The organism is Pseudomonas sp. MS15a(2019), from assembly GCF_013277805.1.
GTDB lineage: Bacteria > Pseudomonadota > Gammaproteobacteria > Pseudomonadales > Pseudomonadaceae > Chryseomonas > Chryseomonas benzopyrenica.
In genome coordinates, this window is record NZ_VBTN01000003.1 from 550,570 (window position 1) to 573,189 (window position 22,620).

Annotated in this window: 22 protein-coding genes; 4 read left to right on the forward strand and 18 right to left on the reverse strand. The window is 65.0% G+C overall.

The features are described 5' to 3' along the window. Positions 1-11: 11 nt before the first annotated feature. Positions 12-1,436 carry a 3-isopropylmalate dehydratase large subunit gene (leuC, locus tag FEZ61_RS06105; RefSeq protein ID WP_017641300.1) on the reverse strand — a complete coding sequence of 475 codons (1,425 nt, stop codon included), beginning with the start codon at positions 1,434-1,436 and terminating at the stop codon, positions 12-14. Positions 1,437-1,576: 140 nt separating this feature from the next. Here leuC and FEZ61_RS06110 point away from each other — a divergent pair, with 140 nt between their 5' ends. Further along, on the forward strand, positions 1,577-2,452 hold the full coding sequence (locus FEZ61_RS06110) for a LysR family transcriptional regulator (protein ID WP_173147771.1): 876 nt from the start codon (positions 1,577-1,579) through the stop codon (positions 2,450-2,452). Between the two features lie 232 nt (positions 2,453-2,684). On the opposite strand, the gene FEZ61_RS06115 is transcribed toward FEZ61_RS06110, so the two are convergent. From FEZ61_RS06115 to edd, 12 genes are all read right to left on the reverse strand, one after another. After that, positions 2,685-2,858: a DUF1289 domain-containing protein gene (locus FEZ61_RS06115; protein WP_082900493.1), complete on the reverse strand. Its 174-nt coding sequence runs from the start codon at positions 2,856-2,858 to the stop codon at positions 2,685-2,687. 92 nt (positions 2,859-2,950) lie between these two features. Then, entirely contained in the window at positions 2,951-4,351 is a 1,401-nt protein-coding gene (locus FEZ61_RS06120; protein WP_173147773.1) for a carbohydrate porin, read from the reverse strand. A gap of 221 nt (positions 4,352-4,572) precedes the next feature. After that, positions 4,573-5,784: an AGE family epimerase/isomerase gene (locus FEZ61_RS06125; RefSeq protein ID WP_173147775.1), complete on the reverse strand. Its 1,212-nt coding sequence runs from the start codon at positions 5,782-5,784 to the stop codon at positions 4,573-4,575. Positions 5,785-5,824: 40 nt separating this feature from the next. Next, the gene (locus FEZ61_RS06130) at positions 5,825-6,730 is read right to left on the reverse strand and encodes a carbohydrate kinase (RefSeq protein ID WP_173147777.1); all 906 of its coding nucleotides are present in this window, start codon (positions 6,728-6,730) and stop codon (positions 5,825-5,827) included. 128 nt (positions 6,731-6,858) lie between these two features. Then, positions 6,859-7,959 (reverse strand): sn-glycerol-3-phosphate ABC transporter ATP-binding protein UgpC, encoded by a 1,101-nt coding sequence (gene ugpC, locus FEZ61_RS06135; RefSeq protein WP_173147779.1) that lies wholly within the window; start codon positions 7,957-7,959, stop codon positions 6,859-6,861. A gap of 11 nt (positions 7,960-7,970) precedes the next feature. Further along, positions 7,971-8,801: a carbohydrate ABC transporter permease gene (locus FEZ61_RS06140; RefSeq protein ID WP_017641307.1), complete on the reverse strand. Its 831-nt coding sequence runs from the start codon at positions 8,799-8,801 to the stop codon at positions 7,971-7,973. Beyond that, positions 8,794-9,711 (reverse strand): sugar ABC transporter permease, encoded by a 918-nt coding sequence (locus tag FEZ61_RS06145; protein ID WP_017641308.1) that lies wholly within the window; start codon positions 9,709-9,711, stop codon positions 8,794-8,796. Before FEZ61_RS06145 ends, FEZ61_RS06140 begins: the two co-directional genes overlap by 8 nt. 141 nt (positions 9,712-9,852) lie before the next feature. Beyond that, a complete protein-coding gene (locus FEZ61_RS06150) occupies positions 9,853-11,115 on the reverse strand; it encodes an ABC transporter substrate-binding protein (RefSeq protein ID WP_173147781.1) in 1,263 nt (420 codons plus the stop codon). A 123-nt stretch (positions 11,116-11,238) separates the two neighbouring features. Next, the gene (locus tag FEZ61_RS06155; RefSeq protein ID WP_173147783.1) at positions 11,239-12,687 is read right to left on the reverse strand and encodes an ATP-binding protein; all 1,449 of its coding nucleotides are present in this window, start codon (positions 12,685-12,687) and stop codon (positions 11,239-11,241) included. Beyond that, the gene (locus FEZ61_RS06160) at positions 12,677-13,417 is read right to left on the reverse strand and encodes a response regulator transcription factor (protein WP_017641311.1); all 741 of its coding nucleotides are present in this window, start codon (positions 13,415-13,417) and stop codon (positions 12,677-12,679) included. Before FEZ61_RS06160 ends, FEZ61_RS06155 begins: the two co-directional genes overlap by 11 nt. Before the next feature lie 262 nt (positions 13,418-13,679). After that, a complete protein-coding gene (locus FEZ61_RS06165) occupies positions 13,680-14,657 on the reverse strand; it encodes a glucokinase (protein WP_064309577.1) in 978 nt (325 codons plus the stop codon). Beyond that, entirely contained in the window at positions 14,654-16,483 is a 1,830-nt protein-coding gene (edd, locus tag FEZ61_RS06170) for a phosphogluconate dehydratase (RefSeq protein ID WP_173147785.1), read from the reverse strand. The genes FEZ61_RS06165 and edd overlap by 4 nt, the downstream gene beginning before the upstream one ends. A gap of 136 nt (positions 16,484-16,619) precedes the next feature. Here edd and gap point away from each other — a divergent pair, with 136 nt between their 5' ends. Next, entirely contained in the window at positions 16,620-17,624 is a 1,005-nt protein-coding gene (gap, locus tag FEZ61_RS06175) for a type I glyceraldehyde-3-phosphate dehydrogenase (protein WP_017641313.1), read from the forward strand. A 244-nt stretch (positions 17,625-17,868) separates the two neighbouring features. On the opposite strand, the gene scpB is transcribed toward gap, so the two are convergent. Next, positions 17,869-18,612 (reverse strand): SMC-Scp complex subunit ScpB, encoded by a 744-nt coding sequence (scpB, locus tag FEZ61_RS06180; RefSeq protein WP_173147787.1) that lies wholly within the window; start codon positions 18,610-18,612, stop codon positions 17,869-17,871. 137 nt (positions 18,613-18,749) lie between these two features. Here scpB and FEZ61_RS06185 point away from each other — a divergent pair, with 137 nt between their 5' ends. Together FEZ61_RS06185 and FEZ61_RS06190 are read left to right on the forward strand one after the other, a co-directional pair. Next, on the forward strand, positions 18,750-19,736 hold the full coding sequence (locus FEZ61_RS06185) for a GlxA family transcriptional regulator (protein ID WP_160922678.1): 987 nt from the start codon (positions 18,750-18,752) through the stop codon (positions 19,734-19,736). A gap of 25 nt (positions 19,737-19,761) precedes the next feature. After that, on the forward strand, positions 19,762-19,950 hold the full coding sequence (locus tag FEZ61_RS06190; protein WP_256204540.1) for a DUF1272 domain-containing protein: 189 nt from the start codon (positions 19,762-19,764) through the stop codon (positions 19,948-19,950). A 154-nt stretch (positions 19,951-20,104) separates the two neighbouring features. On the opposite strand, the gene FEZ61_RS06195 is transcribed toward FEZ61_RS06190, so the two are convergent. Genes FEZ61_RS06195 through FEZ61_RS06210 form a run of 4 tightly spaced genes read right to left on the reverse strand, consistent with a single transcriptional unit; the run spans position 20,105 to position 22,618 of the window. Beyond that, entirely contained in the window at positions 20,105-21,016 is a 912-nt protein-coding gene (locus FEZ61_RS06195) for a bestrophin (RefSeq protein WP_173147789.1), read from the reverse strand. Further along, entirely contained in the window at positions 21,013-21,495 is a 483-nt protein-coding gene (locus tag FEZ61_RS06200) for a GNAT family protein (protein WP_173147791.1), read from the reverse strand. Before FEZ61_RS06200 ends, FEZ61_RS06195 begins: the two co-directional genes overlap by 4 nt. A 50-nt stretch (positions 21,496-21,545) precedes the next feature. Beyond that, positions 21,546-22,070: a chromate transporter gene (locus FEZ61_RS06205; protein ID WP_173147793.1), complete on the reverse strand. Its 525-nt coding sequence runs from the start codon at positions 22,068-22,070 to the stop codon at positions 21,546-21,548. Then, positions 22,067-22,618: a chromate transporter gene (locus FEZ61_RS06210; protein ID WP_173147795.1), complete on the reverse strand. Its 552-nt coding sequence runs from the start codon at positions 22,616-22,618 to the stop codon at positions 22,067-22,069. Before FEZ61_RS06210 ends, FEZ61_RS06205 begins: the two co-directional genes overlap by 4 nt. Positions 22,619-22,620 lie beyond the last annotated feature (2 nt).

A 22,620-nucleotide genomic window follows, 5' to 3' on the forward strand; every position in this document is an offset into this window, starting at 1 on the left:
GGTCAGGCTCCTCAGGCGGTGGCGAAGTCGCGGACGTCGACGAAACGACCGGCGATGGCAGCGGCGGCGGCCATGGCCGGGCTCACCAGGTGGGTACGGCCACCGGCGCCTTGCCGGCCTTCGAAGTTGCGGTTGGAGGTGGACGCGCAGTGCTCGCCACTCTCCAGGCGGTCGGCGTTCATCGCCAGGCACATGGAGCAGCCCGGCTCGCGCCACTCGAAGCCGGCTTCGATGAACACCTTGTCCAGGCCTTCGCGCTCGGCCTGGGCCTTGACCAGACCGGAGCCTGGCACCACCAGTGCCTGCTTGAGGGTCGCGGCGACCTTGCGGCCCTTGGCCACGGCGGCGGCGGCGCGCAGGTCCTCGATGCGGGAATTGGTGCAGGAGCCGATGAAGACGCGATCGAGCACGATGTCGGTGATCGGCTGGTTGGCCTTGAGGCCCATGTACTTCAGGGCGCGCTCGATGGAGCCGCGCTTGACCGGATCGGCTTCGCGAGCCGGGTCCGGCACCTGCTGGTCGACGGCCAGGACCATCTCCGGCGAGGTGCCCCAGCTGACCTGCGGCTTGAGCTGGGTGGCGTCGAGCTCGACCACGGTATCGAAGTGGGCATCGGCATCGGATACCAGGCCACGCCACTCGGCCACGGCGGCCTCCCAGACGGCGCCAGTGGGCGCGAAGGGACGACCCTCGACGTAGTCGATGGTGGTCTGGTCCACCGCCACCATGCCCACCCGGGCACCGGCCTCGATGGACATGTTGCAGATGGTCATGCGGCCTTCCATGGACAGGGCGCGGATGGCGCTGCCGGCGAATTCGATGGCATGGCCGTTACCGCCGGCGGTGCCGATCTTGCCGATGATGGCGAGAACGATGTCCTTGGCGGTCACGCCGAAGGGCAAGTCGCCTTCCACCTTCACCAACATGTTCTTCATCTTCTTGGCCACCAGGCACTGGGTGGCGAGCACGTGCTCGACCTCGGAAGTGCCGATGCCATGGGCCAGAGCGGCGAAGGCGCCGTTGGTGGAGGTGTGGGAGTCACCGCAGACCACGGTCATGCCGGGCAGCACGGCGCCCTGCTCCGGGCCGATGACGTGAACGATGCCCTGGCGGACGTCGTTCATCTTGAACTGGGTGATACCGAAGTCGTCGCAGTTCTCGTCCAGGGTGCGGACCTGGATGCGCGAGGTCTCGTCCTTGATGGAGTCGAGGCCTTCCTTGCGGTCCGGGGTGGTGGGCACGTTGTGGTCGAGGGTCGCGAGGTTGGCGTCGAGGCGCCAGGGTTTGCGGCCGGCCAGACGCAGACCTTCGAAGGCCTGGGGCGAGGTCACTTCGTGGATGATGTGGCGGTCGATGTAGAGCAGCGCCGAACCGTCGTCGCGCTGCTTGACCAGATGCATATCCCAGAGTTTGTCGTAGAGCGTCTTGCCAGCCATGGGTGGATTCCTCATCAGGCGTGGAACGGCACGGGCCTTTGCATGCCCTTGGTGCTTGTGGGGTCAAAGATACCGCGCTAGGCTCGCATGAAACAAATTCATCTTTTTCATGAAGCGCATAACCAACAGGAATTCGACGTTTGGACCTCGCCAATCTGAATGCCTTCGTCGCGGTGGCCGAAACCGGCGGCTTTTCCGACGCCGGCGAGCGCCTGCACCTGACCCAGCCGGCGGTGAGCAAGCGCATCGCGGCGCTGGAGCTGCAGCTGGGGCTGCGACTGTTCGATCGCATCGGGCGCGAGGTCAGCCTGACCGAGGCCGGACGTGCCCTGCTCCCCCGCGCCTATCAGATTCTCGGCGTGATCGATGACACCCGGCGCGCCCTGACCAATCTCAATGGTGCCATCGGCGGCCGACTGACGCTGGCGACCAGTCACCATATCGGCCTGCACCGGTTGCCGCCGATCCTCAGGCGCTTTACCCGGGAATATCCCGAGGTGGCGCTGGATATCCGCTTTCTCGATTCGGAAGCCGCCTACGACGAGATCCTGCATGGGCGGGTGGAGCTGGCCATCATTACCCTGGCGCCCCAGACCGCGGCGCCGATCAAGGCGGTGCCGGTGTGGCGCGATCCCCTGGATTTCGTGGCGGCGCCCGAGCATGCGCTGGCCAACCAGGACCGGGTCACCCTGGCCGACGTGGCACGGCATCCAGCGGTGTTTCCCGGTGGCAACACCTTTACCCGGCTGATCGTGCATGGATTGTTCGATGCCCAGGGACTGATACCCAATATCGCCATGAGCACCAATTACCTGGAGACCATCAAGATGCTGGTGTCCATCGGCCTGGCCTGGAGCGTGCTGCCGCGGACCTTGCTGGACGACCAGGTGCGCCGGCTGCCGCTGCCGGGAATTCAGTTGGAGCGGCGCCTGGGGTACATCCTGCATACGGAGCGCACCCATTCGAATGCGGCCCAGGCGTTCATGGGATTGCTGGATGAGGTGGAAGGGAAGTAACGCGTTCAGCGTATACCTGTTGATTAGGCATGCGTTTCCGGCATTGGCAATCGCGGCCATGGGCCGCTCCTACAAGTACGGAGCTAACCTGTAGGAGCGGCCTATGGCCGCGATCAGCGCCGTAGGATGGGTTGAGACGGCTTCATCGTCGAAGCCCAACAACGCGGAGTCAGCCTGGGCAACCTTGGGCTTCGCTGCGCTCAACCCAACCTACGGTGCCGTCAGGAACGCATCAGCCCTTCTTGAGTTTCTTCAGGCGCTTCTTCGACTTGTCGATGACTTCCTTGCGCTCGCGGTCCTTCAGCTCTTTCCATCCCTTGATCTCTGAGCGTTTGCGGCCACATCCCTGGCAGACGTCATCTTTGATCTTGCACTGGCTGATGCAGGGACTTTCGACCTTACCCACGGCAACCTCGGAAATGAAAAAGGCCCTGCAGTATAACCACTGCAGGGCCCTGTCCAGCGCCATCGGGCAGGATGGCGGACTATGGGGGCGATTTAGAAAACCGCTTGAACCTTCAGGCCACCGACCACGGCATTGTCGACTTCACGCACGCCACCCGGGCTCTTGATGTACTGGAGGTTGGGGCGCACGGTCAGCCAGTTGGTCACGTGCACGCCGTAGTAGATCTCGGCGTCGTACTCGTTGTGCTGCAGCGGCGTGAAGGCCGGATCGTTGTAATCGGTGGCACCGGCGGCCTGGTTGAGGGCGCGCTGATTGTCGCGGAAGTCGCTATTGGTGCTGATGCGCGCGATGCCGAAGCCGATGTCATCCTTGGGACGACCGTCGAAGGGGCCCTTGTAGACCAGGCCGGCCTGGACGTAGCTGCTGACCTTGTTGACGTCCTTGGCGTGGGCGGTGAAGTTGGCGAACACCGACAGGCCACGGCTCGGGTCATCGTTGTGCGCGGTGATCTGCTGGCGCGCCACGACCCAGTAGCCGTGCTTGCTGGAGTGCTCCTTGTAGTCCAGCCCGGTGAGGGCCGCGGAGTTGCCATTGACGTCTTCGTAGACGTCGTTGGCATCGGCAGTGCTGTAGTAGTAGCCGACGCGGTATTCGCCCGGCAGGCCGTTGACCTTGGGCGACCAGACCATTTCCACCGGCAGGACCGCACCCTTGGTGCCGCTGCTGTTGAGCTTGAAGCCGTTGCCGGTTTCCAGCAGCGACGGATTCTGCTCGTAGGCCCCGACCTGGACGAACAACTCGGGGGTCAGGCTGTACTTGACGCGCAGGGCCCACTGACTGACCGGCCAGTTGTACCAGATGCCTTCCCAGTTACCGACCTGGGAACCGCAGAACGCCAGGTTCTGGAAGTCGCACTCGAAGGAGTTGAAGTCCTCGCCTTCGCCGAAGCGACCAGCCTTGATATCCAGGCGACCGTCGAAGAAGCCCTTGGACAGCCACAGCTGGGTCAGACGCCAGGTCTGGCCACGGCCATAGACTTCCTGCACCGAGGAGTAGCCGCCGACGCGCGGATCGGTGATGCGGTCGTCGGTGAGGTTGCGGCCGTCACGGGAGGTGATGGCCAGCTTGAACACCGAGTTTTCCCAACCGGCGATCTTGTTCATGTCGCCCCACAGGCCAAACATGTACTGCGAGCTCCAGCGCCCGGTGCGATCGTCGTCGTAGCCGCCACGCAGGTTGGTCGCGCCCTCGCCCACGTATTCGAGCTTGATGTCCCAGCCCTTGTCGCGCAGGTCCTTGCGCACGCCACCCCAGTCACCGGTCATGGTGTTGCCCAGCGGCTCGAAGGCGGCCTCGGTGTTGTTGACGCCACTGAAGTTGCCACCCGGATTGGCCTGGGGCGCCGCCTGGGCACCCGCGGCGACCGCCAGGGCCAGCAGCGATACCAGGGGCAGTGCGCGCCCCGGACGATTCTTGTGGTTTTGCTTGTTCATTACTGAGATCCCTTTTTATTGAAGTGATGACACCCAGGGCACGAAACCCGCGTCTCTAATACTTAGAACCTATTCAAAGTCTGCTGCGCGTCGGCCAAACGGCGTTGAAAAGGGCCTGGAAGGCCAGCTCCGTCGGAATGCTCATTTACCACTCGTAAACTCCGCTTCCTCAGCCCTTTTCGCCTGGTTTGGCTCTAGCTCGCGAGACTCTGAACAGGCTCTTACGGCAGGACGTTGAGGACTTCGTAACAGGCACCCATGGTGTGGTAGTCGACCTTGCCGGCCGGACTCTTGTCGTCGGAGTACTTGTGGTTCCGACGGTCGAGCAGGCGCCACCACGCGCCGTGCTCGTGATCGATGAAATGCGTCCAGCTGTAGCGCCAGAGCGCCTCATAGTGTTCCCAATAGCGGGCCTCGCCACTGCGCTCGGCCAGCAGCGCCGCGGCGGCCAGGGCCTCGGCCTGCACCCAGAAATACTTGTCCGGATCGCAGGGTGAGCCGTCCGGGGCGAAGCCGTAATAGAGGCCGCCGTGCTCGCCGTCCCAGCTCAGACGCCAGGAGATATCGAACAGCGCCTGGGCGCGCGGAAGCAGCCAGGGCTGGGGGCGATGGCGTTCGAGGATCAGCAGCAGCTTGGCCCATTCGATCTGGTGCCCCGGCTGGAAACCCCAGGGCCGGAACAGGTTGGCCGGATCGTCGCGGTTGTAGTCCCAGTCGATGGACCAGTCGCTGTGGTAGTGCTCCCAGACCAGGCCACCGGAGACCTCGTCGGCCACCCCGCCCTGCCCTTGGGTCAAGGCCGCCTGGCGCTGGGTCATGTTGCGCGCCAGGGTCTCGGCGCGATCCAGGTAGCGCACCTCGCCGCTGGCTTCGAAGGAGGCCAGCAGGGCTTCGCAGGCGTGCATGTTGGCGTTCTGGCCGCGATACGGGGCCACGGTCTGCCAGTCGGCGCTGATCTCGTCAACGTAGAGGCCATCGGCTTCACGCCAGAAATGGGTCTCCAGGGATTCCCAGGCTTCGCTCAGCCAGCCACGCGCTTCCTCGATCCCGGCGAGCAGGCCATGGGCATAGGCCAGCACCACGAAGGCCAGGCCATAGCAGTGATTGGTGCCATCCACCACGGTGTCGCCGTCGAGCAACCAGGCATAGCCGCCGTTGGCCTGGCGATGCCGCTCGCGCAGGTACCTCAGGCCATGACGGGTCGCATCCAGGTAGGCCGGATCGCCATAGTGCCGGTAGGCCATGGCGAAATCGAAGACGAAGCGGGTACTGGAGACCAGATGGCGGGTCTGGCGGTCGTAGACCGTGCCGTCGTCCTTGAAGAAGTGATAGAAGCCGCCTTGGGGATCGACACAGCGGGGATGGTAGAACGCCAGGGTGTGGCGGACGTGTTCCAGCAGGGTGTCGCGACGACGAAAATCGGGGAAGTCCATCGGGTTTCCTTGGCGGCTATTGTTGTTGTGGGAAAGCGGTCTAGTGAGGGCTCACCTGCAGCAGGGCTTCGACATCGGCACGGGTCGGCGCATAGGCGCCGGCATGGCGGCAGGACACCGAGGCACTGGCCGCGGCGAATCTCAGGCGCTGCTGCAGGTCGGTCAGGCCCAGCAGGCCCGAGGCCAGCCAGCCGGCCATGGAGGCATCGCCGGCGCCCACGGTATCGACGACGTCCACGGCGATGGCGGGCTGCTGCCATTCGCCGTCCGGGGTATAGAGCACCAGGCCGTGCTCGCCACGGGTGAAGAGAATGCGGGCCTGTGGATTGAGGGCGCGCAATTCGTCCAGCGCGGCGCGCTCGTCCAGGCCCGGATAGATCTGGCGGATGTCTTCGTCGGACAGCTTGATGTCGTCGGCCAGGCGCACCAGTTCGGGAAAGGTCTGCTGGCGATAGCGATCGTCCATCAGGTTGCGCCAGTTGGGATCGTAGCTCAGACGCTTGCCGGCGGCCTTGGCCTGGCGGGCCAGGCTCAGCAGGGTATCGGCCAGCGGATAGCGGGCCAGGCTGATGCAGCTGAAATGGCAGACTTCGGCGGCCTCCAGCCAGCCTTCGGGCAGCAGCGCCGGATCGAACTGGAGATCGGCTTCGCCAGCGAAGAAATAGCGCGGCGGACGACTGGACGGCACGATGGCCACCAGCGGATCGGCGGCGACGCGCTGCAGGAAGCGAGTATCGAGACCGGCGGTTTCCGATTGCCAGGCGATCTCGTCACCCAGACCGTCCTGGCTGATGGCACCACCGAAGGCGCTTGTCACGCCCAGCCGGGCCAGGCCACGCGCCACGTTCCAGGGGGCGCCGCCTGGATAACCCCGCCATTCGCCAGGATTACCCTGGACGATGTCGGTGAGGGCTTCGCCAAAGACCACAACGCGGGGTAGTGCCATTCTTGTTCTCCTGTCTGTCACGGCAGCCGGGAGTCGATCCCGAGCCTTTGGTAAGGCCGCAACCCGACCTCAGGCGCGGCGGCGGGCGGACCTTACCACTGCTGTAACGTTTCAGCCATGAACTCTGTTCAAGAAAGTCGGCGACCGCTGGCTGGATCGAACAGCACCGCCCGTCGCGAATCGATCCGCCACAGCACCTGGTCGCCGGCCCGCGGCGCTTCGCCCGGGGCCACCCGGCAGCAGACCTTGGTGCCATTCCACTCGGCGTACAGCAGGGTGTCCGGGCCGGTCGGCTCGACCACCTGGATCCGCGTCAGGATCCCCGGCACAGCACTGTCGGCCGGATGCGCCGACTGAATCTGCTCCGGACGCACCCCAAGGATAGCCTCTCGCCCGGCGAGCGCCGGATCCAGATCGGGCAAATCCACCTGGCTGTCGCCGGTATCGCCGGTGACGCGGGCGACCACCCTGCCCTCGCGCGCTTCCAGGCGCACCGGCACGAAGTTCATGGGTGGCGAGCCGATGAAGCTGGCGACGAAGAGATTGGCCGGGTTGTTGTAGATCTCCTCGGGAGTACCGAACTGCTGCACCTCGCCATCCTTCATTACCGCGACCCGATCGCCCAGGGTCATGGCTTCGATCTGATCGTGGGTGACGTAGACGGTGGTGGTCTGCAGGCGCTGGTGCATCAGCTTGATCTCGGTGCGCATCTCCACCCGCAGCTTGGCGTCGAGGTTGGACAGCGGCTCGTCGAACAGATAGAGCTTGGGCCGCCGGGCCAGGGCGCGGCCCATGGCCACCCGCTGCTGCTGGCCACCGGAGAGCTGCGCCGGCTTGCGCTCGAGCAGATGCTCGATCTGCAGGAGCTTGCTGACCCGCGCCACCTCGGCGTCGATCTGCTCCTTTGGCGTCTTGCGGATCTTCAGGCCGAAGGCGATGTTCTCGCGCACGGTCATGGTCGGATACAGGGCGTAGGACTGGAACACCATGGCGATATCCCGATCCTTGGGCTCGACCTGGGTGACGTCCTCGCCGTCCAGGCAGATGGCGCCGCTGCTGATGTCTTCCAGGCCGGCGATGGCGTTCATCAGGGTGGATTTGCCGCACCCGGAGGGCCCCACCAGGATGAGGAACTGCCCGGCGTCGATGCGGATGTCGATGCCCTTGAGGGCTTCCTGGGCGGCGTTGCCGTAGGTCTTGCGTACGCTTTTGAGTTCGAGAGCTGCCATGGTGGCCTTCCTTATCCTTTGACCACGCCCGAGGTCAGGCCCCGGACGAAATACTTGCCAGCGAAGATGTAGACCAGCAGCGTCGGCAGCGCGGCGATCATGGCGGCGGCCATGTCGACGTTGTATTCCTTCGCGCCGGTGCTGGTGTTGACCAGGTTGTTCAAGGCCACGGTGATGGGCTGCGACGAGCCGCTGGCGAACACCACGCCGAACAGGAAGTCGTTCCACACCTGGGTGAACTGCCAGATCAGGCTGACCATCACGATGGGCGTGGATAGCGGCAGCAGGATCTTGAAGAAGATGGTGAAGAAGCCCGCTCCGTCCAGCCGCGCCGCCTTGATCAGGGCATCGGGAATGCCCACGTAGTAGTTGCGGAAGAACAGCGTGGTGAAGGCCAGGCCGTAGATCACGTGCACCAGCACCAGGCCGGCGGTGGTGTTGGCCAGGCCCAGCTGGCCAAGGGTGAAGGACATCGGCAGCAGGATCACCTGGAAGGGAATGAAGCAGCCGAACAGCAGCAGGCTGAATAGCAGATTCGAACCGCGGAACTGCCACTTCGACAGGGCGTAGCCGTTGAGCGCGCCGATGAAGGTGGAGATGATCACCGCGGGCACGGTGATCATGAAGGAGTTCCAGAAGTAGCTGTGCACCACGTCCCAGGCCTTGAGCCAGCCGATCACCGTCCAGTCCAGGGGCAGGCTCAGCAGGTTGCCGGTACGGACATCATCCGGGGTCTTGAAGCTGGTCAGCAGCATCACCAGCAGCGGCACCAGATAGACCGCGCAGGCGATGATCAGGGTGGCGTGGATGGCCACGCGATTGACGTTCAGAGCCTTAGCCATTTCGCTTGCTCCGCAATTCCGAGTAGAGGTAGGGCACCAGCACCGCCAGCACCGCGCCAAGCATCAACACCGCACTGGCCGAACCCAAGCCCATCTGGCCGCGGGTGAAGGTGTGCTGGTACATGAACACCGCCGGCAGGTCCGAGGCGTAGCCGGGGCCACCCGCGGTCATGGCCATCACCAGGTCGAAGCTCTTGATGGCGATGTGGGCGAGGATCATCACCGCACTGAAGAACACCGGCCGCAGGCTCGGCAGGACGATGCGCAGGTAGATGGTGGGCAGCCCTGCCCCGTCGACCTGGGCGGCGCGCAGGATGGAGGAATCCACGCCGCGCAGGCCGGCGAGGAACATGGCCATGACGAAACCCGAGGCCTGCCAGAGGGCGGCGATCAGCAGGCAGTAGATGACCCGGTCGGGGTCCACCAGCCAGTCGAAGCGAAAGCCTTCCCAGCCCCAGTCGCGCAGCAGCTTGTCCAGCCCCATGCCGGGGTTGAGCAACCACTTCCAGGCGGTGCCGGTGACGATCATCGACAGCGCCATGGGATAGAGGTAGATGGTGCGGATGAAGCCTTCGCGGCGGATGCGCTGGTCCAGCAGGATGGCGAAGAAGACCCCGATGGCCAGGCTCAACAGGATGAACAGGCCACCGAAGATCGCCAGGTTCTTGCAGGCCACCAGCCAGCGATCGTTTTCCAGCAGCCGCGCGTATTGGGCGAAACCGGCGAAATTGTAGCTGGGCAGGAAGCGCGAGTTGGTAAAGGAGATCACCGCCGTCCACAGCATGTAGCCATAGAGGCAGACGACCATGGCGATGGCCGTGGGCGCCAGCACCAGCTTGGGCAGCAGGCGCTGCAGCCGGTCCGGGCGTCGGCTGACCGCCGTCGCAGGAAGAGTTTCGGTAAGAGCCATGGAGGCGTTCTCAGGGGTGGTATTATCTGGGCGTCAGGCAGTTGGATGATCGCGGCCATGGGCCGCTCCTACAGCCGACGATCGGCCTGTAGGAGCGGCCTACGGCCGCGATAAACAATCCTCACCGATGGCTGTTTGCGCTTACTTCGCGGCCTGGATGGCGGCGACCAGTTGCTCGGTGGCCTTCTTCGGATCGGCGTTGGCGTCGTTGAAGAAGTTGGTCACCACGTCGAAGATCGCGCCCTGCACGTAGCTGGTGTTGGCCATGCTGTGCGCCATGCTCGGCTCGGCCTTGCCATCGGCGTTGGCCGCCTGGAAGTCCTTGGCGGACTGCTGGGCGCAGCTGTCGAACTTGGACAGGTCGATGTCGTTACGCACCGGGATGGAGCCCTTGTTGAGGTTGAAGACCTCCTGGAAGGGCTTGTCGATGACGGTGCGCACCAGATCGTCCTGGGCCTTCTGGTTGTCCTTGTTCTTGATCTTGAACATGGCCAGGGAGTCGATGTTGTAGATGAAGTCGCCCTGGGTGCCTGGCATGACCACGCATTCGTAGTCGACGCCCGGCTTCTTGCCGGCGGCGGTGAATTCCGCCTTGGCCCAGTCGCCCATGATCTGCATGCCTGCCTTGCCCTCGATGACCATGGCGGTGGCCAGGTTCCAGTCGCGACCGGCGGCGTTGGGATCGACGTAGCCCTTGATGCGCTTGAAGGTCTTGAAGACCTCGACCATCTTGTCGCTGCGGATGGTGTCGGCATCGGTATGCACGAAGACCTTGTCGTAGCCTTCCGGGCCCATGATGGCCATGACCAGGGATTCGAAGATGGTACCGTCCTGCCAGTTCTGACCACCGTGGGCCAGGGGCACGACGCCAGCGGCCTTGAGCTTGTCGGCGGCTTCGAAGAATTCGTCCAGGGTGGTGGGGACCTTGGCGCCGGCCTTCTTGAAGACGGCGGGGTTGATCCACAGCCAGTTGATGCGGTGGATGCCGGCCGGCACCGCGACGTACTCGCCGTCGTGCTGCATGGTCTGAGCCACGCGCTTGGGCAGGATGGTGTCCCAGTTACCCTGCTTGGCGATGTCGCTGATGTTGGCCAGGAAGCCCATGCTGGCCCACTCCTGGATGTCGGGGCCTTTCAGCTGGGCAGCGGACGGCGGGTTGCCGGAGACGGCGCGGGTCTTGAGCACGGTCATGGCGGCCTCGCCGGCGCCACCGGCCACGGCGAAGTCCTTCCAGGTATCGCCCTGCTTCTGCATCAGTTGCTTGAGCACATCGACGGCGCGAGCCTCGCCACCGGAGGTCCACCAGTGCAGCACCTCGACCTCACCGGCATGGGCGGTTAGGGGGGCAGCCAGCGCGGCGCAGGAAAGGGAAACGGCGAGAGCGAGACGATTCAATGCCTTCATGAGGGGTCGTTCCTTGTTGTTTTTTTATTGGAGCTGAGCCGAGTCTAGTCAGACGACTGCGGCCGTGGGTAACGAAGGGAAGGCGTTTTGTCACGAGCTGGTGACATAGCGGTAGGGTCCTGCCTAGCTGCGCGGTAGGGTCAGGGTCACCCGCAGACCGCCCTCGCGGCGGTTGCGCAGCTCCACCTCGCCGCCATGGGCGTGGGCCAGGTTGCGGGCGATGCCCAGGCCCAGGCCGTAACCCTGGCGGTCGGTGGCCAGGCGGACATGGGGCTGGAACACCTGCTCCAGCTCCTGCTCGGGCACCCCTGGCCCTTCGTCGTCGACATGCAGGACGAAGGCATGACCGTCGTCTTCCACCTGCAAATGAGCGCGATGGCCATACTTGAGGGCGTTGTCCAGCAGATTGCCGATGCAGCGCTTGAGCGCCAGAGGCTTGCCCAGCAGGGTGCCCTGGGCTTCTCCGGTGAGGCATACCCGCGGGGGCTGCTCCTGGGTGAAGGGCTCCACCAGCTGCACCAGCAGCGCCTGCAGGTCGACCGGCTCCAGATTCTCGTGGATGTCGGTGTCCTTGACGCACTGCAGGGCGCCCTTCACCAACAGATCCAGCTCGTCGAGATCACGCACGAGCTTGGCCTGCATCACCTCGTCGTCCACCAACTCGGCACGCAGCCGCAGCCGCGTGATGGGGGTGCGCAGGTCGTGGGAGATGGCGCTGAACAGCTGGGCGCGCTCGTCCAGATAGCGGGCGATGCGTTCACGCATGGCATTGAAGGCGCGGGTGACCTCGCGGATCTCCTGGGCGCCCTCCTCCCGCACCGGCGGCGTATGGACCTCCAGCGACAGCTCCCGCGCAGCGCGCGACAGCCGCTTGAGCGGGCGACTCTGCCAGCGGATCAGCAGGCCGATGAACAGCAGCAGGAAGGCGCTGCTGAAGACCATGAACAGCAGCTGCTGCAGGGGCAGCCAGGACTCGTCCAGGCTGTAGTAAGGCGCCGGCATCAGGGTCGCCAGATACACCCACTCCCCTTCGCCGATGCGGATCTGGGTCACCAGCACCGGCGGCTCCAGTGGCTCCAGACTCAGGGCATAGTGCGCCCAGGAGCGCGGCAGTTCGTCGAGCGCCAAGGCACCGTTGAACAGCCGCAGCTGCTGCGGGCCGATGAATTCCACGTACATGGGCATGGTGGCGCCCAGGCGTTCGCGCAGCACCGCTTCGACCTCCTGCAGCACGGCGCGACGCCCCGGGGTCGCGGGCAGTGCCTGCATGGTCAGCGGCTTTTCGTTGAGCGAGACGAAGAAGCGCGTGCCGCCCATGTTGCGCAGCTGTTCCAGCACCAGCGGCCGATAGGCCGGTGGCAGCAGGCTGAAATAACGCACGCTGGCGGCGATGGAATAGCCCAGGCTGCGGGCCGCGGTCTGCAGGCCCTGGTTGCGATCGCTGCGCAATGCGGCCGACCAGAACAGCGCCGAGGCGCCCTGGGCCAGGAGCACCGCCAGCAGGGTCAGGAGCAGCATCCGCGCCAGCAGGGAACGCGGCACCAGCCGCGCGAGCGGACCGCTACACCGCATCGGCGACCAGCCCGCTGACCTCGGCGGCGAGCAAATACCCGGAACCACGCACGGTACGGATCAGCCGCGGCGACTTGCCGGTGTCCCTCAGACGCTGACGCAGGCGACTCACCGCCATGTCGACGATGCGCTCCAGCGGCAGCACCTCGCGGCCACGGGTGGCATTGGCGATGGTGTCGCGATCAAGGATCTGCTGGGGATGGTCGAGAAACAGCTTGAGCAGGGTGAAATCGGCGCCGGAGAGGATGACCTCCTCGCCGTCGCGGTGGAACAGCCGATGACTGACCGGATCTAGGCGCCAGTCGTCGAAGGTCAGCAGACCGGTAGCCACCGGACGCGTTTCGCCAAAGCCGGCCCGGCGCAACAGCGCCTTGATGCGCGCCAGCAGTTCGCGGGGGCTGAAGGGCTTGCCCAGGTAGTCGTCGGCGCCCAGTTCCAGGCCAATGACCCGATCCGCCTCGTCGGAACTGGCGGTGAGCATGATGATGGGCACCTGGCGGCAGCTCGACTGCTCGCGCATCCAGCGGCAGAGGGCGAAGCCGTCTTCGCCGGGGAGCATGACGTCGAGGATCAGCAGGTCGGGGACGAAGTCCCCCAGCGCCCGGCGCAGCTCGCGGCCATCGCCAACGGCGCGCACCTGATAGCCGGCACGGGTGAGATAGGCGTCGAGAAGCTCACGGATTTCCCCGTCGTCGTCGACGACCAGGAGGGATTTGCCCAGGGTGGACATGGCGATGTTCGCTCTTGTTGTCTTGGCCGGAGGCCAGCTACCGGTAGTGCCGGCAGCATACCGAGGTCGGGCGACCTTGAGTAGTCGCCCACCCCGGGGTGGATCAGAGCCTGTTCAAAGGATCGCGAGCTAGAGCCAAACAAGGCCAAAATGGCTGAGGAAGCGGATCGGACCCGCGCTCGGGTTTACGAATGGTAAATGAGCATTCCGAAGCCATTTTTGACGCAGTTTGGCCGACGCGTAGCAGACTTTGAACAGGCTCTTAGACCTGTCGCGCCTCGGCGATGGTTTGATCCAGGGCGACGCCGGCACCGAACAGCCCCGGATACTCGGCGGTCACCAGCCAGGCCGGGATGTCCTTGAGGTAGGCGCTGCTGGTCTTGCCCTTGTCGGCGAAGGCATGGGCGAAGGCCCCGCTCTGGAAGCGCTCGACGAAACGCGGCAGGATGCCACCGGCAATGTAAACGCCACCCAGGGCACCCAGGGTCAGGGCCGCGTTGCCGGCGACCCGCGCCAGCCAGATGAAGAACTGCTCCAGCACGGCATCGGCATAGGGATCGCCCTTGAGCGCCAGCTCGCAGATGTCCGCCGCGCTGTGCAGGGCGGCGGTCCGGCCGTCCAGCTCGCAACTCGCGTGATAGAGGTTGACCAGGCCGCTGCCGGACACCACGCGCTCGGCGGAGACGTGGTTGCCGAACTGGCGCTTGAGGATCTTCCAAATATCGAATTCACGCTGAGTGTTGATCGGCAGGTCGACGTGACCGCCCTCGCTCGGCAGTACGATCCAGCGATCCTTGCCGCTGGGCACCAGGCTGGCGAGACCCAGGCCGGTGCCGGGACCGATCACCAGGCGCGGGCGGGTCGGCAAGGCGATGCCGTCGCGCACCTGGACGGAGTCCGCCGGATCCAGGCGGGCGATCGCCCAGGCCATGGACGTGAAATCGTTGATCAGCAGCAGATGGGTCAGACCCAGCTCGCGGCAGAACTGCTCGCGCTTGATCACCCAGTGATTGTTGGTGAAGCGGAAGTCACCCTCGCCCACCGGGCCCGCACAGGCGAGGCACACGGCGGTGATGTCATCCAGCGCCACGCCGGTCTGCGCCAGGTACTTGCGTACCGCGTCTTCCGGACAGGCGTAATCCGCACAGGCGAAGACCTCGATGGCCTCCAGGCGACCGTCACGCCACAGGGCGAAGCGGGCATTGGTGCCCCCGATGTCGCCAACCAAAGCCAAACTCATTTCAGCGCCTCCAGGCTGGAAGTAAATGCACTGGCACCCGATTCAGCCGTGCTCATGGCGCCGCGCATGAAGGCGAACAACTCACGACCACAGCCTACCCCGGTGCCCTGGGGCGCTTCGACCGTCTGGCGGGCCATCCATTCGTCCGCCGGGACCAGAATCCTCAGCTCTCCGGTACGCCCATCGACGCGGATGAGATCGCCGTCACAGACCTTGGCCAGCGGACCGCCGTCGATGGCTTCCGGGCAGACATGAATCGCCGCCGGAACCTTGCCCGAGGCGCCGGACATGCGGCCGTCGGTGACCAGAGCCACCTTGTAACCACGGTCCTGCAACACACCAAGATAGGGAGTGAGCTTGTGCAGCTCGGGCATGCCCAGGGCCTTGGGTCCCTGGAAGCGTACCACCGCGACGAAATCCTGCTCCAGTTGGCCGGCCTTGAAGGCCTCTGCCAATTCGCTTTGGTCGTGGAAGACGCGCGCCGGCGCTTCCACCAGCTGGTGCTTGGGCGCCACGGCCGACACCTTCATCACACCTCGCCCGAGATTGCCCTGCATGACGCGCAGGCCGCCCTCCTCGTTGAACGGGCGGCTGGCCGGACGCAGGATGTCTTCGTCCAGGCTCTCGGCGCGCCCAGTGCGCCACTCCAGCTTGCCGTCCACCAGGAAGGGTTCCTGCAGGTAGCGCGACAGGCCGCGGCCCATGATGGTGTTGACGTCTTCGTGCAGCAGCCCGGCTTCGAGCAGGGTGTGCACCATGAAGTTGACGCCACCGGCGGCGTGGAAGTGGTTCACGTCGGCCTTGCCGTTGGGATAGACCTGCGCCAGGGTCGGGGTCACCGCCGAGATCTCGGCCATGTCGTCCCAGGTCAGCTGGATGCCGGCGGCCTGGGCGATGGCCGGGATGTGCAGGGTATGGTTGGTCGAGCCACCGGTGGCGCTCAGGGCGACCACGGAGTTGACGATGGACTTCTCGTCGACGATCTCGCCCAGCGGCATGAAGTTGCCGCCCTGATGGGTGATGCGGGTTACCTGGCGCGCCGCCTCGCGGGTGAGTTCGTCACGCAGCGGGGTGTAGGGATTGACGAAGGAAGAACCCGGCAGGTGCAGGCCCATCACTTCCATCACCACCTGGTTGGTGTTGGCGGTGCCATAGAAGGTGCAGGTGCCGGGGCTGTGGTAGGACTTCATCTCCGACTCCAGCAACTCCTCGCGGGTCGCCTTGCCCTCGGCGAAGGCCTGGCGCACGCGCGCCTTCTCCTTGTTGGAGATGCCCGACGGCATGGGGCCGCCCGGGACGAAGATCATCGGCAGATGGCCGAAGCGCAGCGCGCCGATCATCAGGCCGGGGATGATCTTGTCGCAGATGCCCAGCAGCAGCGCGGCGTCGAACATGTTGTGCGACAGGGCCACGGCGGTGGACATGGCGATGACTTCGCGACTCGCCAGGCTCAGCTCCATGCCGGCCTCGCCCTGGGTCACGCCGTCGCACATGGCCGGCACGCCGCCGGCGAACTGACCGACGGAGCCGATCTCGCGCAGCGCCTGTTTGATCAGCTCCGGGTAGTGCTCGTAGGGCTGATGAGCCGACAACATGTCGTTGTAGCTGGAAACGATGGCGACGTTGGCTTGGTCCATCAAACGGAGGCGCTGCTTATCCGTCGAGGATCCACACCCGGCGACGCCATGGGCGAAATTGGCGCATTGCAGCTTGCCGCGCTGCGGACCGTCGCTGGCGGCGGCCCGGATCATGGCGAGGTAACGCTCACGGGTCGGACGACTGCGTTCCACCAACCGCTGTGTGACTTCGAGGACGCGAGGATGCATGGTTTCGATTCTCCACCGGGCTAAATTTGTTGTTATTTAAAACATTCACAGCCAAATTGGCGCTATTATTCCGCTTAGCACGCGTCATGTGTAATGTTTTTTACAACAAAACCCAGCTATCGCGAGGTTTCTCTCAATGAGTATTCGTATTGCCATCAATGGTTTTGGACGCATCGGCCGCAACGTGCTGCGGGCGCTGTATACCGAAGGCTATCGCCAGGACCTGGAGGTCGTCGCGATCAACGACCTGGGCGACGCCGCCATCAATGCGCATCTCCTACAGTATGACAGCGTTCATGACCGCTTCCCTGCCGAGGTGTCCGTCGAGGGCGACAAGCTGGTGGTCAATGGCGATCGCATCGCCGTGACGGCCATCCGCAACCCGGCCGAGCTGCCGTGGAAGGACCTGAAGGTCGACGTGGTGTTCGAGTGCACCGGCCTCTTCACCAGCCGCGACAAGGCCGCTGCCCATCTGGAAGCCGGCGCCTCCAAGGTGATCATCTCGGCACCGGGCAAGGACGTGGACGCCACCATCGTCTATGGCGTCAATGACAACATCCTGCGTCAGTCGCACCAGATCATCTCCAACGCCTCCTGCACCACCAACTGCCTGGCGCCCGTCGCCCAAGTACTGCAGCGCGAGCTGGGCATCGAGAACGGTCTGATGACCACCATCCATGCCTACACCAACGATCAGAACCTGTCGGACGTCTACCATTCCGATCCCTTCCGGGCGCGTTCGGCCACCCAGTCGATGATTCCGACCAAGACCGGTGCCGCCGAGGCCGTGGGTCTGGTATTGCCTGAGCTGCAAGGCAAGTTTAGCGGCATGGCGGTGCGCGTACCGACCATCAACGTGTCGCTGGTCGATTTGACCATACTGACCGCCAAGGAAACCGACGCCAAGACCATCAACGCCTTCATGAAGGCCGCGGCCGAAGCCTCGCCGGTGCTGGGCTACAACGACAAGCCGCTGGTCTCCATCGACTTCAACCACAACCGCCTGTCGTCGATCTTCGACGCCAACCACACCAAGGTGAGCGGCAAGCTGGTGAAGATCATGGCCTGGTACGACAACGAGTGGGGCTTCTCCAACCGTATGCTCGATACCTGCAAGGCGCTGGTCAACGCGCCGGCCTGAGGTCTGTAGGTCTGGGTTGGAAGAAAGCGCCTTCGGGCGCTTTTTTCGTTTTGGCGAGAGTGTTGGGCTTCGCTATGCGAAGCGCCAACCTATTCGAATATCGCGGCCATGGGCCGCTCCTACAGTTAAATCGGAGCCTGGAGGAGCGGTCACTACGGCGCACCGGCATGGCCGCGATACGGATCAGCCACTGGGGAGGCTTATGTAGGTTGGGCTGAGCGCAGCGAAGCCCAACAGGGCTGACTCAACCCTCGTCTTCTTCGTCCGCCGCCTGGCGCAGGTCGTCGAAATCGGTCTTGAGGCCGGTCTCCATGGCGTCCAGCTCGGTGAGCAGGGTGCGAAAGCTGGTGCGCTCGGGAACCACCAGGGTGTCCTCTTCTTGCTCCGGCTCCCCTACCCCCAGTGCCGCCAGGCTCAACTCGGGGTCTTCCAGCACCGACGCCGGTTCGGGTTCCAACTGGCGGACCTCGGCCAGGGGCGGCAGCTGATCGAGACTGCGCAGGTCGAAGTAGTCGAGAAAGGCCTTGGTGGTGGCGAACATGGCCGGGCGGCCGGGGACGTCGCGATAGCCCACCACGCGGATCCAGTCGCGTTCCAACAGCGTCTTGACGATCTGGCTGTTGACCGCCACGCCGCGCACCTCCTCGATCTCGCTACGGGTGATCGGCTGGCGATAGGCGATCAGCGCCAGGGTCTCCAGCATGGCGCGGGAATAGCGCGGCGGGCGCTCTTCCCAGAGTCGCCCGACCCAAGGCGCGTACTTTTCGCGCACCTGCAGGCGATAGCCGGACGCCACCTCCTTGAGCTCGAAGCCGCGCTTGCGACAGGAGCCACCGAGCACGGCGAGACCGGCACGCAGGTGGGCGGGCTCGGGGCGCTCGTATTCTTCGAAGAGTTCGGCCAGACGCTCCAGGGTCAGGGGGCGGCCGGCAGCGAGCAGGATGGCTTCCAGCAAGGGTGCCAGTTGCTTGGGATCGGTGTAGTTCATGGGCGGCGATGATAAGGCCGGGCGCGGGTCACGCCAAATGCAACCTGCCAACCGATGGCCAGATCCGTGGGATCTTTGACCTTGTCGCCAATAGGAACGCCCAGGCATGCTTCCCGGATTGCTACGGAGAGCCACCCATGCCGCTGATCGCTGCCCTGCTCTACCCCGACGTCATGAGCCTGGACGTCACCGGCCCGCTGCAGGTATTCGCCTCGGCCAACCTGGAACGGGAACGTCAGGGCCTGCCCGCCTACTATCAGCTGCGCCTGCTGGGCGCCGCCGAAGGCTTGGTCAGGACGTCAGCCGGCATCGGCATCCAGGCCGAACAGGGTTGGTACGACCTGGACGTGGATGAGGTGGACACCCTGCTGATCCCTGGCGGCATAGGCATCGAGACGCTACGCCAGGATGCCGGCCTGCAGGCCTGGCTGCGCGATCTGGAACCCCGGGTGCGGCGTCTTGGCTCGGTGTGTTCCGGCGCCTTGATGCTGGCCAGCGCCGGCCTGCTCGACGGCCGCCGGGCCACCACCCACTGGGCCTATGTCGACGAACTAGCGGCCTTTCCGGACATCGAGGTCCAGGGCGACCGCCTGCATACCTATGATCCACTGGGGCGCGATGGCGATCCCCATGTCTTTACCTCGGCCGGCGTCACCGCCGGTATCGACCTGGCCCTGGCGCTGGTGGAAGCCGATCTCGGACGTCCGCTGGCGCTGGCGGTGGCGCGTCGGTTGGTGATGTTCCTTCGCCGTCCCGGTGGCCAGGCGCAATTCAGCGCCTGCCTGGCGCCCGATCCGGGACGGACGCCCCGCCTGGCCGCCCTGCTCGACTGGATTCCCGGCCACCTCGGCGAGGACCTTGGGCTGGAACGTCTGGCCGAACGCGCCCATATGGCGCCCCGTACGCTGTCGCGGCTGTTCAGTCGCGAGGTGGGCATGGGTCCGGGTCGCTATGTCGAGCAGGTCCGGCTGGAGACGGCGCGGGTGCTCTTGCAGGATGGCCAGGCCTCCATCGCCACCGTTTCGCGCCTGTGCGGCTTCGGCCATCCGGAAAATCTGCGACGCACCTTTCACAAGCACCTGGCGGTCAGCCCCCAGGACTACGCAGCGCGCTTCGGCGCCTGATCAGGGAGCGACAGCCATGCTGGACATGCGGACTTCGTGTGAGCACTGCGCCAAGGCGTTGCCGATGGAGAGCAAGGAGGCGGTGATCTGCTCCTATGAATGCACCTTTTGCACGGAATGCGCGGCGGGGCCGCTGCAGGAGCAGTGTCCGAATTGTCGCGGGGAGCTGGTCAGGCGTCCACGGCGGGTAGCGAAAGAAGCTCAAGACACCTGACAGCAAGGCACGGCACGGCACGGCCATGGCGATCCGCCGATGTGACCGCTCTGAGGCACACTGCTGATCGCGGCCATGGGCCGCTCCTACAGATACACCTCTGCTGTAGGAGCGGCCCATGGCCGCGATCGCATCAACGCGAATCATCACGCCATCACCGCAACAACCCCGCCTCCGCGCGGATCGGCTCCGGGGTGGGTTCGCCCAGCAGATCCAGCACGGCGATTTCCAGCCCACGACTGAGGGCGTCCAGCGGCAGGTGGTTGGGCTGGGTGCCGAAGGGATCGGCGATCTGGTCGCCCAGGGCATCCAGGCCAAAGAAGGTGTAGGCGAGCACCAGCACCGCCAGCGGCGTGAACCAGCCCAGGCTGTCCACCAGGCAGAACGGCAGCAGGAAGCAATAGACGTGCACCACCCGGTGCAGCATCAGGATGTAGGGATAGGGAATGGGGGTCTGGCGGATGCGCTCGCAGCCGCTGAGCACCGTGGTCAGCCGGTCCAGCTGGTTATCGACGTTGGCGATCAGCGGGTCACCGAGCCCTTCCTGTCGTGCCCGGGCAACCAGCGTCGTGCCCAGCCGGCGGATCAGCGCACTGGGTCGGTGAGGGGCCGCGAGCAGGGTTTCCTCCCCCGCCAGCACGCGCTGCAGATCGGCAGACGGTGCTTCCCGGCGCAGGTGATCACGCAGCGCATAACCAAAGGCCAACAGCGGGGTCAGCAGCTGGCGGCGCTCGACCGCATTCAGGCTGGGCAAGAGGGTCTCGACCTGGCGCGCCAGGTTGCGTCCGGCGATCAGCAGTTCGCCCCACAGACCGCGCGCTTCCCAGAAGCGCTGGTAGGCGGTGGTGTTGCGAAAGCCGAGAAAGATCGCCAGGGTCAGGCCCCAGAGGGTCAGCGGGGTGGTGGTCAGGCCGAAGTCGAAGCGCAGGATGACGCCATGGCTGAGGGTCACCGCCAGGCTGAGCAGCATCACATAGAGCAGCTTGCGCCAGATCGCCTGGACGATGGACCCGCGTACCGTGAACAGCAGTTCGCGCAGCGAGGGATTCTGGGGGCGGGTGATCACCGGTAAGGCCGAGGCAGTCTGAGATGAATCAGCGCCACCCGCTCACCGGCCACCGAACGTCGCTCTTCGATGGCATAGGGGGTGAAGCCCAAGGCTTGGTAGAGCAGTAGCCCCACCACGTTGGCGTTGAAACAGGAAAGGACCACTTCACGAGCGCCGTGTGTCTCGAACGCGCGCCCTATCATCATCTTCAGCAGGTAACGTCCGACCCCCTGCCCCCGATAGGCGGGATCAACGATGGCATTGCCAATCGCATACACCTCATCCGCCCACCTGCAGAAGTTGGAAAATCCCACCACTCGCCCATCCGCCACCACGACGCGATTGTCGCGACGCTCCGCGATGGCGGCCTGCAATTGAACTGGGGTGAGCGGGAATTGGGCACGGGGAAACCAGAACATCAGCTCCGTGGGGTTTTTGGAAAATTCGCATAGGGCGGGCAGGTCACTGTCCTGGACCGGCCGATGGCTTAGCTGCAAGGTGAGGTCCTCGGGTCGATGGCTAGACGATCTTGCCCAGCTTTTTTGGCTTAGCTACCAAACACTATCCCGACCAATGTCCCGCCGGCCAGCAGCCACAGCGGATGCCAGCGGGTAAATAGCGACCCCAGAGCACCCGCCGCCAGGATCAGCACCCACAGCGGCGTGGTGGCCACGCTCACGCCCACCAGCCAGGCACTGGCGGCTACCAGGCCGACGGTGACCGGCACCAGTCCGGCCTGCAGATGACGGCGCCAGGGGCGGTCGGCGAAGCGTTGCCAGAGGTGCAGCACGCCGAGGGTCAACAGCGAGGACGGTACGAACTTGGCCAGGGAGGTCACCAGCAGACCCGGCCAGCCGGCCACGTGCCAGCCGATCAGCGGCACGATCATCAGGTTGGGACCGGGCGCCGCCTGGGCCAGGGCGAACAGGGCGGCGAAGTCGGCGGCGCTCATCCAGCCGTGCACCGTCACCACCTGGCGCTGCATCTCCGGCAGCACCGAGTTGCCACCGCCAAAGGCCAGCAGCGAGAGCTGGGTAAAGATCAGTGTCAGGGCCAACAGGGTCGCGCTCATAGGCCCTGCCGATAGCTGAGCAGGACGCTGATCGGGGTGAGCACCAGCATGGTCCAGAGCAGCGGCAGCTTGAACAGCGCCAAGGCGAGAAAGGCCAGGCAGGCGATGCCCAAAGCCAGCCAGCGACCGCGCAAGGGCTGAATGAGCTTGACCGCCATGGCTACCAGCAGGCCGGCGGCCGCGGCCGCGAGACCGGCGAAGGCGCGACCCACCAGGGGGTCGTCATGGTAGCGGTCGTAGAACACGCCCAGGCCGACCACCACCAGGGTCGGCCCCACCAGCAACCCGGCGGCAGCGGCCAGGGCGCCGCTCCAGCCGGCGAATCTCATGCCCACCGCCACCGAGAGGTTGATGATGTTGCCGCCCGGCAAGAACTGGCAGAGGCCGAGCAATTCGGTGAATTCCTCCGCCGACAGCCAGCGCCGCTTCTCCACCAGGTAGCGCCGCGCCAGCGGCAGCACCCCACCGAAGGCCGTGATGCCCAGGCCGAAGAAACCGAGGAAGAGATCGCGGCGCCGCGGCCGGTGCAGGGTGGAGTCGTTGTCCATGG

Excerpts from the sequence above, each read along its gene's own strand:
- FEZ61_RS06140 (WP_017641307.1), bottom strand. The coding sequence starts at position 8,801 with ATGGCTAAGGCTCTGAACGTCAATCGCGTGGCCATCCACGCCACCCTG.
- leuC (WP_017641300.1), bottom strand. The coding sequence starts at position 1,436 with ATGGCTGGCAAGACGCTCTACGACAAACTCTGGGATATGCATCTGGTC.
- ugpC (WP_173147779.1), bottom strand. The coding sequence starts at position 7,959 with ATGGCAGCTCTCGAACTCAAAAGCGTACGCAAGACCTACGGCAACGCC.
- FEZ61_RS06130 (WP_173147777.1), bottom strand. The coding sequence starts at position 6,730 with ATGGCACTACCCCGCGTTGTGGTCTTTGGCGAAGCCCTCACCGACATC.
- FEZ61_RS06165 (WP_064309577.1), bottom strand. The coding sequence starts at position 14,657 with ATGAGTTTGGCTTTGGTTGGCGACATCGGGGGCACCAATGCCCGCTTC.
- FEZ61_RS06125 (WP_173147775.1), bottom strand. The coding sequence starts at position 5,784 with ATGGACTTCCCCGATTTTCGTCGTCGCGACACCCTGCTGGAACACGTC.
- edd (WP_173147785.1), bottom strand. The coding sequence starts at position 16,483 with ATGCATCCTCGCGTCCTCGAAGTCACACAGCGGTTGGTGGAACGCAGT.
- FEZ61_RS06190 (WP_256204540.1), top strand. The coding sequence starts at position 19,762 with ATGCGGACTTCGTGTGAGCACTGCGCCAAGGCGTTGCCGATGGAGAGC.
- FEZ61_RS06205 (WP_173147793.1), bottom strand. The coding sequence starts at position 22,070 with ATGAGCGCGACCCTGTTGGCCCTGACACTGATCTTTACCCAGCTCTCG.
- gap (WP_017641313.1), top strand. The coding sequence starts at position 16,620 with ATGAGTATTCGTATTGCCATCAATGGTTTTGGACGCATCGGCCGCAAC.
- FEZ61_RS06120 (WP_173147773.1), bottom strand. The coding sequence starts at position 4,351 with ATGAACAAGCAAAACCACAAGAATCGTCCGGGGCGCGCACTGCCCCTG.
- FEZ61_RS06185 (WP_160922678.1), top strand. The coding sequence starts at position 18,750 with ATGCCGCTGATCGCTGCCCTGCTCTACCCCGACGTCATGAGCCTGGAC.
- FEZ61_RS06145 (WP_017641308.1), bottom strand. The coding sequence starts at position 9,711 with ATGGCTCTTACCGAAACTCTTCCTGCGACGGCGGTCAGCCGACGCCCG.
- FEZ61_RS06210 (WP_173147795.1), bottom strand. The coding sequence starts at position 22,618 with ATGGACAACGACTCCACCCTGCACCGGCCGCGGCGCCGCGATCTCTTC.
- FEZ61_RS06155 (WP_173147783.1), bottom strand. The coding sequence starts at position 12,687 with ATGCGGTGTAGCGGTCCGCTCGCGCGGCTGGTGCCGCGTTCCCTGCTG.
- FEZ61_RS06150 (WP_173147781.1), bottom strand. The coding sequence starts at position 11,115 with ATGAAGGCATTGAATCGTCTCGCTCTCGCCGTTTCCCTTTCCTGCGCC.
- FEZ61_RS06160 (WP_017641311.1), bottom strand. The coding sequence starts at position 13,417 with ATGTCCACCCTGGGCAAATCCCTCCTGGTCGTCGACGACGACGGGGAA.
- scpB (WP_173147787.1), bottom strand. The coding sequence starts at position 18,612 with ATGAACTACACCGATCCCAAGCAACTGGCACCCTTGCTGGAAGCCATC.